The sequence below is a fragment of the Flavobacterium caeni genome (assembly GCF_900101895.1).
Lineage (GTDB): Bacteria > Bacteroidota > Bacteroidia > Flavobacteriales > Flavobacteriaceae > Flavobacterium > Flavobacterium caeni.
In genome coordinates, this window is record NZ_FMVF01000005.1 from 201,179 (window position 1) to 213,577 (window position 12,399).

At 49.5% G+C, this 12,399-nt stretch carries 12 protein-coding genes; 4 read left to right on the top strand and 8 right to left on the bottom strand.

Features of this window, described 5'->3' with window-relative positions:
* The first annotated feature begins 50 nt into the window (after positions 1-50).
* Positions 51-1,448, top strand: coding sequence for a sugar transferase (locus BLP55_RS06490; RefSeq protein WP_091141519.1), 1,398 nt, complete (start codon positions 51-53; stop codon positions 1,446-1,448).
* Here the strand turns inward: BLP55_RS06490 and lnt are convergent, their stop codons facing one another.
* Together lnt and BLP55_RS06500 are read right to left on the bottom strand one after the other, a co-directional pair.
* On the bottom strand, positions 1,449-3,047 hold the full coding sequence (lnt, locus tag BLP55_RS06495) for an apolipoprotein N-acyltransferase (protein ID WP_091141520.1): 1,599 nt from the start codon (positions 3,045-3,047) through the stop codon (positions 1,449-1,451).
* Positions 3,047-4,117: a putative type IX sorting system protein PorV2 gene (locus BLP55_RS06500; protein WP_449403948.1), complete on the bottom strand. Its 1,071-nt coding sequence runs from the start codon at positions 4,115-4,117 to the stop codon at positions 3,047-3,049. Before BLP55_RS06500 ends, lnt begins: the two co-directional genes overlap by 1 nt.
* Positions 4,118-4,279: 162 nt before the next feature.
* Between BLP55_RS06500 and BLP55_RS06505 the strand changes: the two genes are divergently transcribed.
* On the top strand, positions 4,280-4,984 hold the full coding sequence (locus BLP55_RS06505; protein WP_091141521.1) for a CDP-alcohol phosphatidyltransferase family protein: 705 nt from the start codon (positions 4,280-4,282) through the stop codon (positions 4,982-4,984).
* Between the two features lie 44 nt (positions 4,985-5,028).
* On the top strand, positions 5,029-5,865 hold the full coding sequence (locus tag BLP55_RS06510) for a glycoside hydrolase family 25 protein (protein WP_244503430.1): 837 nt from the start codon (positions 5,029-5,031) through the stop codon (positions 5,863-5,865).
* A gap of 330 nt (positions 5,866-6,195) precedes the next feature.
* On the opposite strand, the gene BLP55_RS06515 is transcribed toward BLP55_RS06510, so the two are convergent.
* From BLP55_RS06515 to BLP55_RS06535, 5 genes are all read right to left on the bottom strand, one after another.
* On the bottom strand, positions 6,196-6,414 hold the full coding sequence (locus BLP55_RS06515) for a DUF5808 domain-containing protein (protein WP_091141523.1): 219 nt from the start codon (positions 6,412-6,414) through the stop codon (positions 6,196-6,198).
* Complete coding sequence (gene lptB, locus BLP55_RS06520; protein WP_091141524.1) at positions 6,414-7,154, bottom strand: LPS export ABC transporter ATP-binding protein; 741 nt, start codon at positions 7,152-7,154, stop codon at positions 6,414-6,416. Before lptB ends, BLP55_RS06515 begins: the two co-directional genes overlap by 1 nt.
* A 219-nt stretch (positions 7,155-7,373) precedes the next feature.
* Positions 7,374-7,724 carry a carboxymuconolactone decarboxylase family protein gene (locus BLP55_RS06525; RefSeq protein ID WP_091141525.1) on the bottom strand — a complete coding sequence of 117 codons (351 nt, stop codon included), beginning with the start codon at positions 7,722-7,724 and terminating at the stop codon, positions 7,374-7,376.
* Entirely contained in the window at positions 7,717-8,556 is an 840-nt protein-coding gene (tatC, locus tag BLP55_RS06530; RefSeq protein WP_244503431.1) for a twin-arginine translocase subunit TatC, read from the bottom strand. The genes BLP55_RS06525 and tatC overlap by 8 nt, the downstream gene beginning before the upstream one ends.
* Positions 8,556-9,521, bottom strand: coding sequence for a KpsF/GutQ family sugar-phosphate isomerase (locus BLP55_RS06535; protein WP_170826805.1), 966 nt, complete (start codon positions 9,519-9,521; stop codon positions 8,556-8,558). Before BLP55_RS06535 ends, tatC begins: the two co-directional genes overlap by 1 nt.
* 118 nt (positions 9,522-9,639) lie before the next feature.
* On the opposite strand from BLP55_RS06535, the gene BLP55_RS06540 reads away from it, so the two are divergent.
* Positions 9,640-11,835, top strand: a complete 2,196-nt coding sequence (locus BLP55_RS06540) for a RecQ family ATP-dependent DNA helicase (protein WP_091141526.1) — start codon at positions 9,640-9,642, stop codon at positions 11,833-11,835.
* Between the two features lie 85 nt (positions 11,836-11,920).
* On the opposite strand, the gene BLP55_RS06545 is transcribed toward BLP55_RS06540, so the two are convergent.
* Positions 11,921-12,154 carry a hypothetical protein gene (locus BLP55_RS06545; protein WP_091141611.1) on the bottom strand — a complete coding sequence of 78 codons (234 nt, stop codon included), beginning with the start codon at positions 12,152-12,154 and terminating at the stop codon, positions 11,921-11,923.
* Between the last annotated feature and the right edge of the window lie 245 nt (positions 12,155-12,399).

The following is a 12,399-nucleotide window of genomic DNA, read 5'->3' on the forward strand; positions in this document are numbered from 1 at the left end:
TTAAGAATTCTACTATAATTTGCTAAATTGCGGACTCTTTTCCAGTGCAAATGATGCAACACAAGAAAATACACTTCGAGATATCGGAACGCAAAATCCTTTTGCGGATCTTCGATATTTTTTGGGTGCTGCTGTCGTTGTACATTGTGGGCAATTATTTTAATTTCAGTTATTTTCAATTTTCTACCAGTAACTTTTACTGGACCATCGTACTTGGGTTTTACATCACCTTGATCGGCACCGTTTTTGAAATGTACAACCTACAGGTCGCCAGTCACCAGTTTCAAATTGTAAAAAGTACAATACTCACAGCATCTACTACGGTGTTGGTTTACCTTTTGACGCCAATCTACACACCGGTGTTGCCTTCGAATCGTTTGCAGATTTTTTACTTTTTTGTGGCTGTACTTTCATCGTTGCTCATTTGGCGATTGATCTACGTACATTTTCTGGCCTCAGGTCGCTTCATCAAAAAAGTGATCCTCATTTGCGATGGCGAACAGGTTGCCGAACTGGTCAGCGCGCTCGAAAATGCCGATCCGCATTACAAAGTTATGGGGTTCGTGCAGTCCGATAGTGCGTCGCAAAGTCCGATGTCGACCGCGCACTCGATTACTGCGGTCCCTGCCAACACGTTAGAGCAATTTGTAATAGACCATGCGGTGTCGGAAGTGGTAGTGGCCTCGCAAAAGTCCGATGCCATTTCGGCACGCATCTACAACCAACTCATCCACTTGCTCGAGAACGGATACATCATCCGCGAATACACGCAGGTATACGAGAGCATCACGCAACGCATTCCCGTGCAGTATGTCGCGCAGGATTTTTACAGGTATTTTCCTTTCAGCCGAAGCAACCAAAACCACTTGTATTTGCTCGTAGTCCGGTTGATTGAGATCGTGTTGTCGTTGTGCGGGTTCCTGCTCACGGTCGCGCTGTTGCCGCTCATCCTTTTGGGTAACCTGTTGGGCAACCGCGGCAAGCTTTTTTACACGCAAGATAGGGTGGGTAAGAACGGCGAGGTGTTCAAGATACTGAAGTTCCGGACGATGGTCAAGAACGCCGAAAAAGACGGCGCCGTGTTTACAACCACCAACGATGCGCGCATCACCACCTTCGGCAAATTCCTGCGCAAGACCCGTGTAGACGAATTCCCGCAATTCATCAACATCCTCAAGGGCGACATGGGCGTCATCGGGCCGCGTCCCGAACGGCCGGTGTTCGTCAGCGAAATCGCCGAAAAGATGCCTTTTTATGAAACACGCCACGTGATCAAGCCCGGGCTAACCGGTTGGGCGCAAGTTAATTATTCTTATGGCGAAACCATCGAGGACAGCCTGATCAAGTTGCAATACGATTTGTATTATATCAAGCACCGCAGTATTTTCCTCGACATCAACATCGTGCTCAAGACCTTCAGCACCATTCTGTTTTACCGCGGACAGTAATCAGTACCGCACTTTTCTGTTTTTCAAGACTACCACCAGCAGTAGTACGAACAGCGTAGCGATGGCGGCACGCGCGATGTAATCGCCGTAACGCACATAAAATGTCAGGTTTTTGTTGAGGTGCACACGGCCGCGCAATGCCGTTTTTTCGTTGTATTGCGTGCGGCTTACAATGTCGCCTTTTTGGTCGATGAAAGCCGAAATACCAGTATTGGCGCTGCGTGCGATGTCGCGTCGTGTTTCGATCGCGCGCAAGGTTGCAAACGTCAAGTGCTGTTTGTGGCCCTGGGTTTCGTTCCACCATGCATCGTTGGTGATGATGGCCAGAAAATCGGCGCCGTTGTTCACAAACCCCGTGACGTATTCGCCATACACCGATTCATAACAAATGATGGGCGCTACTTTGGTCCCGTCGTCCGATAGGAAAGGCGTGCGGTCCGGTTGGGTGGTCTTGGTCGAAATCGTACCGCCCAGGTCGAGCATAAAGTTACCCAACAGCGGTTCGAGCACAGTTTTGTAGGGCAGATTCTCGATGCCCACGACCAACTTGGACTTGTAGTATTTCTGAAAATCGGGCTTGTGGTTGACGAACAGGGCCGCGTTGTAAAAATCGACCCAAACGCCTGGTCTGTATAGGTTTGACGACGGCTGTACGTTGGCAGAGTCCAATACAAAACGATAGGTATCGATGCCCCACAACAACTCGGCTTTTGGGTGTTTGGCAAGGTAGTTTTTCATCATCTGAAAACCCGGCGAATAGTAAAAATGATCAAACGGCGCGCTTTCGGCCAGGACGGTTTCGGGTGCGATGATGAACTCGGTTTCGGGGCTGACGACGGCATCGGCCTGCGCCAGCAACCCCCTGGTGGTTTCAAGGTTCGGTGTGTCGTACTTTTCGGTGTATGGGTCTACGTTGGGTTGCAGCACCACGACTTCTTTGGTAAGCCCCTGGATCTCGTAGGTATGGTAAATCCACAGCGATACCACGATCGGGATCGACACAAAAGCCACAAACCTGGGGAATACGTTTTGGAAGACGTTGCGCGCCGAGTGGTCGGCTGTCGCCATCGCGGTATGGAACACAAACGCGTTGACGAGCAACACCCAAAGCGACCCGCCAAAACTGCCCGTGTATTCGTACCATTGTATCCACTGCGGATAATCGGCAAAAACATGCCCGAGATTGAGCCACGGCCAGGAAAAGTCCCAGCCAAGGTGAAAACGTTCGAACGAAATCCACAACGCCACAAAAAAGGCAAGCGCCCAAAAACGCGGCATCCGTTTGGCGACCACATGATAGGCCACAAACAAAACGCTCATCAACAAAGAATTGACGAGCACCGCAAACAACATCCCGACCGCCGAGGCATAAAACAGCCACCAGGTCGTGATCAGGTTCCAAAGCAAAAAGGTCAAATAGGCGTTGGCCCAAATCTTTAGTTTTACTTTGCGGGCGGTTTGGCGCAGTTTAAATTCGGCGAACAGCAGCGGAACGAACGCCACAAAAATCAACAACGGAAAGCCATATGTGGGCCAGCTCATCGCGAGCAACAATCCCGAAAGCGCAGACAGCGCGAGTGGTTTCTTCAAAAAATCCATCACCTGAAAATGCCCAAGTCGACCTTGAGCGAGAAGATGTTCGAGTAAAGCGCGGCACTTTGGTTGCCCAAATCGGTCAGCGCATAATCGATCTGGATGCCTTTGTATTTAAAGCCAAGACCAATGTTGGGCTGGAAACTGAGTTTGCCCGATCCGTCGATTTGCGTAATTTGCTGGAAGTTGCCCACGCCCGCGCGCAAAAACACGAGGTCGGTATAGCCACCTTCAAACCCTATGGCGGGCGCGATCGAAACAAAACTTGTCGAAATCAAATCGTTGGTTTCGGCAAATTCCATGTTGAGGTTTACCGCGGCAAGCAACGTGTAATCGTAGTGGAATTCAAATTTCTTGGCGATCCCGAGCTGCGCCTTGGGCATCGTGATTTCGGTGCTTTCGGGCAGTTCCTGGTTTTCGCCCGGCACGGCGTCCTTGATTTTTTGGTATTCCTCTTCGTTGATGTTCCAGATGTTGTAGGTGGTGGTGATGTCGCGCAGCATCAAACCATATTTCCAGTCGTTGCGTTCGAACTGGATGCCGGCGTCGATCCCGAATCCCCACGAATTCGCAAAATCGCCGATGATACGTCGGATGACTTTGGCATTGATACCGTATTGCCAGCCCGGCACCTTCAACCGGCGCGCATACGATACGACAAAACCGTAATCGGCCGTCGAGAATTTCGAGATGCGGTTGTAGTCGATGTTGCCCTGGTCGTCGATGAGTTCGGTGGTGTTCAAGATATCATCGACACCAAAACGCATGGCCGAGATACCCCACGCGCTACGGTCGTCTATGGGTGTCGCGAAAGCCGCATAATCATAAGCCGCAATATTCGCAAAGTAGCTCGCGTGCATGAGCGCGACCTGCTTGTCTTCGAGTTGCACCAATCCCGCCGGATTCCAATACCCCGAATTGACATCCATCGTGCTTGCCGTCACGGCGTTGGCCATCCCGAGCGCCGCGGCGTCGACCCCGATGTTCATGAACTCGTTGGAGTACTTCCTGACCGTTTGCGCATGGCCCAATGCCACCGTCAAAACCAAGAAAAGAAACGCAATTTTTTTACTCAAAATAGGCGTGTTACGGGGTTTGCAATAAATCCTGCCAAAAATATAAATTTTTCTGCGCTTGCGGCACGTTTGGTCAAAAGAAAAGGGGCGCTGTAAAAAGTCTACTAAAAAACGCACATCTGTTGGAGTTATTGTGCTAAATTTGTTTTTCAACATTTACAAATGAACATCAAGAAACACGTCCCCAACGCCATCACGCTCGGAAACCTTTTTTGCGGTTGTATTGCCGTCACTTATGCGATGGTCGAAAATTTTACGCTGGCGTTCTTGTTTGTTTGTGCGGGCATTTTTCTCGATTTCTTTGATGGTTTTTTCGCCAGGATGTTCAAGGTGTCGAGCCCGCTCGGGTTGCAGCTCGACTCGTTGGCCGATATGGTCACCAGCGGTCTCACGCCCGGATTGGTCATGTACCAGCTCATGAAAGGCGGATCGGGTTGGAACCTCGACTGGATTCCGTTGTTGGGTTTTGTAATCACGTTGGGTTCATGTTATCGTTTGGCCAATTTCAACATCGATACGCGTCAGACCGATTCGTTCATCGGGTTGCCCACGCCTGCCAATGCGTTGTTCATCATGAGTTTGCCGTTGGTGTTGGCCGACACCGAATCGATTTTTGTCATCGAAGCACTTACCGATCACGGTATTTTGCTGGCCATTGCGTTGTTCAGCGCCTACATCCTTAACGCCGATATTCCGTTGTTTTCGCTCAAGGTCAAAGATTTCAGTTTAAAGAAAAACGCCTTGCAAGTGGTGTTCCTTGCCCTATCGCTTTTGCTTTTGCTCGCCTTGGGTTTTGCTGGTGTTCCGTTGGTGATCATGTTGTACATCCTGCTTTCGGTACTGCACAATAAATTCGGGAAGAAATAGTTTTCTGGAGCATGAGAAAGCGTCCGGTAAAACGAAATGCAGGCATGCGCAAACCCACCAGGCGAAAGAAGTCTGCGTTTTGGGGCGGCGCCAGGTTGCAGATTTTGATTGGCAGCGTCATTCTTTTGTTCATCGCAGGCGCGATTTACCATTACCGCGATGGGCTCGCGTACTATCTCGGGTTCAAATCGCACAAGATCCACAAACAAAAAACGCCCGAAGAAAAGCGCATCAGCGATGTACGCAATTACCAGCTTATGACCAAGTACGAAGAAAAGGTCATCGGGTTCGACGTGTCGCAGTACCAGGGCCAGATCGATTGGAGCAAGGTGCAATATGTAGAAAATACATTTTTACTGCAATTTGTGTTCATCCGTGCGACGGCGGGCAAGGACGCCAAAGACACCTGTTTCAAAGACAATTGGGCCGCGGCGCGCAAAAAGGGAATATTGCGTGGGGCGTATCACTATTACCGCCCGAACGAAAATTCGATCGAGCAGGCCGAGAATTTCATCAGGACCGTCAAACTGCAAACCGGCGATTTGCCGCCCGTGCTCGATATCGAGAAATTGCCCGAGCACCAATCTGTCGACAGCCTCAAAAAAGGGCTCAGGCGTTGGCTGGACAAGGTAGACAAACATTACAAGGTGCGGCCCATTATTTATACAGGCGAAAAATACTACGACGCGTTCTTAAAAGAAGAATTCAAGGACTACACGTTTTGGATCGCCAACTACAACTTTTTTGTCGAGGACATCAAGGACGACTGGCTGTTCTGGCAGTTTACCGAAAGTGCTTCGGTGGAAGGGATTTTGGGCAACGTAGACGTCAATATTTACAATGGCACGCCCAAACAGCTTCACTATCTGACGATCAATTAGCGCTTAATTTACAGATTTTCTGTAACGATTGAATGGATTTTTAGTGTAGCTTCGTGACATGGGAAGGGGGCATTGGAAGTATATCCCAACGAATAATTTTTGACACTTTTCTATAGAAAATCTGTACTTTTTGTTAAAGTTTTAATCCTAACTAGGGAATTCGGTTGCGGATGTTAAACGATGTCGGTCGGGGTATGGCAGCAATTTTATTTTGCTACGCGAAGGAGGTGTTTCGACGCGTGCCATCGCAACGTACCGCGACATATTTTTCCGAACAGTTTCTATGTAGATTCCAAAAAAGCGCACAGAAAACCGGTAAAGCGACCAGAGCTATCGGCCGCGTCCGATCAGGTACACCACCATCGCAAAAAACGCCATCATCCCCACAAAAAACAACACCGATTTACGGTTCGCAAAATTTACCGTCCAACCCATCCACGGCGTGCGTTTGGGCGGCAACATGCGCTTGTCTTCGCGGTTAAAATAGAACATGCCCCAAATCCAGTTGTCGGGGTTTTCGCGCCATTGTTTTTCCTGCGGGGTTTCCATCAGAATTCGAGTTTCTTTTTGCGCAATTCGAAGTTTTGGCCAAGGTACACACGACGTACCATTTCGTCCTCGACAAGCTCTTCTGGAACACCCGCCTTGAGGATGCCGCCTTCGAACATCAGATAGGTTTTGTCGGTGATGGCCAAGGTTTCCTGTACGTTGTGGTCGGTGATCAAAATGCCGATGTTCTTGTTCTTGAGCTGGGCAACGATGCGCTGGATGTCCTCGACCGCTACGGGGTCTACGCCCGCAAACGGTTCGTCGAGCAGGATGAATTTAGGATCGGTGGCCAATGCGCGTGCGATTTCGGTACGACGGCGTTCGCCGCCCGAAAGCAAATCGCCGCGGTTGGTACGGATGTGCTGCAAACCAAACTCGTCGATCAACGATTCCATCTTGGCTTCCTGTTCCTCCTTGGTGAGCTTGGTAAGTTGCAGGACGCTCAAAATGTTGTCTTCGATGCTGAGTTTGCGGAACACCGACGCTTCCTGCGCCAGGTATCCGATGCCGTACTGCGCGCGTTTGTACATCGGGAAGTCGGTGATTTCCATATCGTCGAGCCAAATGTTGCCCGTGTTGGGTTTGACCAGTCCTACGATCATGTAAAAAGACGTCGTTTTCCCGGCACCGTTTGGCCCCAAAAGCCCCACGATTTCGCCTTGGTTGACCTCTACCGAAATGCCTTTGACGACCGTACGTTTTTTATAGGTTTTGACCAGATTGTCTGCTCTTAGGATCATAATTTGAAAATTTGGAAATTTGGAAATTTGGGAATGAAATGATTCCGTTAATTTTCAAATTCGGTACAAATTAATAACTTTTTGGTGTCTGTTTGGTATAACTTAACGATTAATTTCCACGCCCAGTTTGGCATTTTCAAATCACCAATTGATTTTTGTTCGACATAGTTTAAAGATCATTTGCAAAATCCAGTTTGGCATTTTCAAATTTCCAAATTTTCAAATTGCCTCATTTTCTAAGGCTTCCCAAAACTCATACGCCCTTCTCAAATGCGGGATCACGATCGTACCACCCACCAAGGTGGCAATGCCCATGGCTTCCATCATTTCTTCTTTCGAGATGCCTTCCTTGTGCGAGGTTTCGAGGTGGTATTTGATGCAATCGTCGCAACGCAATACGACCGAGGCCACAAGCCCTAAAAGTTCCTTGGTCTTGACGTCGAGCGCGCCCGCGGCATAGGCGTTGGTGTCTAGGTTAAAAATGCGTTTGATGACCAAGTTGTTATCGGCCAGCAGTTTTTCGTTCATCTTGGAACGGTAGTCGTTGAATTCTTGTACGAGATCAGCCATTTTTCTGTAAACTTTGTTCTTCTTTCAATCTTTTTCGGTACACCATTTTCGACAATGCAATCGATAATTCGTAGATCGCGAGCATCGGCAAGGTCACGATGATCTGGCTTACCACATCGGGCGGCGTGACAATCGCGGCCACGACCAGAATGATCACCACGGCCCATTTCCAGTATTTGCGCAAAAACATGGGCGTCACCAAGCCCAGGCGCGTAAGGAAATAGATGACGATCGGCATCTCAAAAAACAACCCGCTGGCCAGTACCGACGTCTTGACCAATCCAATATAAGAGTCGATGTTGAATTCGTTCTTGACCACGCTCGATACCTGAAATCCGGCGAAAAAGTTGACCGACATCGGAATGACGATAAAATAGCCGAACAACACGCCCAAAAAGAACAAAATCGACGCAACACCTATAAAAAGTTGCGCGTTCTTACGTTCTTTTGGGTACAAAGCCGGCGCGATGAACTTCCACAATTCCCACAAAATATAAGGGAACGCGGCGATGAATCCGCCTGCAATACAAATCCAGATAAAAATGTTCACCTGGCCTTCCATGGCCGTGTTCTGGATCACAAAATCGAGTTTTTCGACACAAATGCTGTCCTTAAAACCCACGTACTGCGAGAGTTCACAAAAACTGCGGTAGGTGATAAAGTTGGCGTCGGTAGGGCCAAAGATTACCTTGTCGAAGATAAAATCGCTTACAAAAAAGACGCCCACCGCGGCAATGAGCACCGCAATGGTCGAACGTACGAGCAACCAGCGCAATTCCTCAAGATGGTCAAGGAACGACATTTCGTTGATGTTCTTTTTTTCCTTCGCCATTACACAATACCTTCTTTAAGGATGTCGTGCAAATGGACGACGCCTTGGTACACCCCGTCGTCGGCGACGATCAGTTGCGTGATCGAAAAGTCCTCGAGCAGGTTGAGCGCATCGGCCACCATATCGGTAGAATGGATCATCTTTGGATTTTGGGTCATGATGTCGCGTGCGGTCACGCCGGCCAACGAATCGCGCTCGCTGAGCATACGCCTGATGTCGCCATCGGTGATGATACCGATGATTTTGCCGTTTTCGACCACGGCCGTCACACCCAAACGTTTTTCGGAGATCTCGACAATGACCTGCTTGATCGAAGCCTCGGGCGATACCTCTGGTTTGTGCGTACGGTCGAGCATGTCGCCCACGCGCAGCAGCAGTTTTTTGCCGAGCGAACCACCCGGATGGTACATCGCAAAATCCTCGGGCTTAAAGTCGCGCATCTCCATCAAACAAACCGCCAGCGCATCGCCCATGACAAGTTGCGCGGTGGTACTGTTGGTGGGTGCGAGGTTGTTCGGGCAACATTCAGCGTCTACGGTGGTGTTCAAAATATAATCCGATCCCTTGGCCAAAAACGAGGTCACGTTGCCCGTCATGCCAATCAATACGTTTCCGTGGCGTTTGAGAAACGGGACCAGGATCTTGATCTCTGGGCTGTTGCCGCTTTTGGAGATACAAATGATGACATCGCCGTCCTGCACCATGCCCAGATCGCCGTGGATGGCTTCGGACGCGTGTAAAAATGCCGATGGTGTTCCCGTTGAATTCATCGTCGCGACGATTTTTTGCGCGATGATGGCGCTCTTGCCGATACCCGTCACGACCAATTTTCCTTTGGCGTGGTAGATGGTTTCTACGATGGTGGCAAAATCGGCATCGACAAAATCGACGAGTTTTGAGATGGACGCGCTTTCCGAAAGAATCGCTTTTTTGGCGGCGGCGAGGATATTTTCTTTTGAGGTCAAAACAGCGTGTTATAAAATTTGTATGTCAAAAAGAAAGTAGTATCTTTAGGTGTCGCAAATTTAGGCAAAATACCATTACTCCAATTACGATTAACAAAAGAATACCACTTCATCCCGAATGAGCACAAGCGAAATTGACATACACAAAGAACTTAAAAAGTATTTTGGTTTCAACCAGTTCAAAGGCCTTCAGGAGCAGGTCATTAAAAGCATCCTTTCCCAGCAAAACACGTTCGTGATCATGCCCACCGGCGGCGGCAAGTCGTTGTGTTACCAATTGCCCGCGCTGGTGCAGCAGGGTACGGCCATCGTCGTATCGCCGTTGATTGCGTTGATGAAAAACCAGGTCGATGCGATCCGCAGCCTCTCTTCGGAGAACGGCATCGCACACGTGCTCAACTCGTCGCTCACCAAGGCCGAGATCACGCAGGTCAAAAACGACATTTCGTCGGGCATCACCAAGTTGCTCTACGTAGCCCCCGAATCCTTGACCAAGGAAGAATACGTCATCTTTTTACAGAACGTCCCGATTTCGTTTGTCGCGATCGACGAGGCGCACTGTATCTCGGAATGGGGCCACGATTTTCGTCCCGAATACCGCAACCTGCGCCACATCATCAAGCAATTGGGCAACGTACCCGTCATCGGGCTCACGGCCACGGCCACGCCCAAGGTCCAGGAAGACATCCTCAAGAACCTCGATATGGCAGGTGCCAACGTATTCAAGGCATCGTTCAACCGTCCGAATCTGTACTACGAGGTACGCACCAAGACCAAGTCGGTCGAAGCCGATATCATACGCTTCATCAAACAAAACAAAGGCAAATCGGGCATCATCTATTGCCTGAGCCGCAAAAAAGTCGAATCGATTGCCGAGGTGTTACAAGTAAACGGCATCAGCGCAGTCCCGTACCACGCGGGGCTCGACGCCAAGACGCGCGCCAAACACCAGGACATGTTTTTGATGGAAGACGTAGATGTAGTGGTGGCCACCATCGCCTTTGGCATGGGCATCGACAAACCCGATGTGCGTTTTGTAATCCACCACGACATTCCCAAATCGCTCGAAAGCTATTACCAGGAAACCGGTCGTGCGGGTCGCGACGGCGGCGAAGGCTATTGTTTGGCCTATTACTCCTATAAAGATGTAGAGAAACTCGAGAAGTTCATGTCGGGCAAACCCGTGGCCGAACAGGAAATTGGCTTTGCGTTGTTGCAGGAGGTGGTCGCGTATGCCGAAACGTCTATGTCGCGTCGTAAGTTCCTGCTCCACTATTTTGGCGAGGAGTTCGATACCGAAAATGGCGAAGGCGCCGATATGGACGACAACGTGCGCAATCCAAAACCCAAACGCGAAGCCACCGACGAAGTGGTCAAGCTGCTCAAGGTGGTACGCGATACCAAGCACTTGTACAAGGCCAAGGAAATCATCTTTACGCTTATCGGTCGTGTCAATGCCGTGATCAAGGCGCACAAGACCGATACACACGAGTATTTTGGCGCGGGCGCCGATGTAGAGGAACGCCACTGGCAGGCGCTGATCCGTCAGGTGCTTGTAGAAGGGCTTTTGAGCAAGGAGATCGAAACCTACGGCATCCTAAAAGTAACCGACAAAGGACTCGATTTCATCATGCATCCCAAACCGTTTATGATGAGCGAAGACCATGAATATGGCGAGTCCGACGACGACAGCATTGTCACTGCGGGCAAATCCTCAGGTACCGCCGACGAGGCGCTCATGGCCATGCTGCGCGATTTGCGCAAAAAGGTCGCCAAAAAACTGGGCGTACCGCCGTTTGTAGTGTTCCAGGATCCGTCGCTCGAAGACATGGCGCTCAAGTATCCGTCGAGCATGGAAGAACTGACCAACATACACGGGGTGGGCGAGGGCAAGGCCAAGAAGTACGGCAAGGATTTTGTCGAGCTCATCAGCCGCTATGTCGAGGAAAACGACATCATCCGCCCGGACGATTTGGTCGTCAAATCTACGGGAGCCAATTCTGCCAACAAACTCTACATCATCCAGAGCATCGACCGCAAACTCGCGCTTACCGATATCGCGTCGGCCAAAGGACTTACGATGGACGCGCTGATTAAGGAGATGGAACAGATTGTCTATTCGGGCACCAAACTCAACATCAAATATTGGGTAGACGATTTGCTCGACGACGAACAACAAGAGGAAATCCACGACTATTTCATGGAATCGGAATCAGACCGTATCGAAGACGCACTCAAGGAATTCGACGGCGATTATGACATCGATGAATTGCGGTTTATGCGGATTAAGTTTATTTCTGAAGTCGCAAACTAAAAAGAAAAAGTAAATTCCAAGCACCAAATTCCAAATTCCAAACGTTCTTAGGAGGTTTGGGATTTGGAATTTGGATTTTGGAATTTCAAGTATAGAGTTCTGCGCGGTGTGGCTTTAAAGCGTCCCTTACTTGTACCATCTCTGCATCGGTGACCACCATAAACGCAACCGCGTGCATCTCGTTCACGGCTTTGAATCCCGTAATCTCGAGTGGTAGTTTTTCCATCGCGATGTACTCGCGCAGATGGATTTCATGGTGTTCGGCGGTTTTGGCCGCAGCCGGTCCGCGAAAATCCCAGATCATTTTGATTTGTCTCATGGTGCAAAGGTAGTTTTTTTTGGGCGTGCCGGCGCGGAACATATTTTTGCACCGATCGAAATTCGTAGTGCGCCGTCAGGCTTTTCGCTGCACCCGAGCGATAGCGAACAGACCGAACACCAATTAAAATATTAAATTGGTGAGGCAATCTTTTTTAATTTCCTTCACCGCGTTCCGTTAATCAAAAAAGGATTTCCGCTGCAATCCCTCACGCGAAGACAATGCGCTAACATTTTCAAATTCAT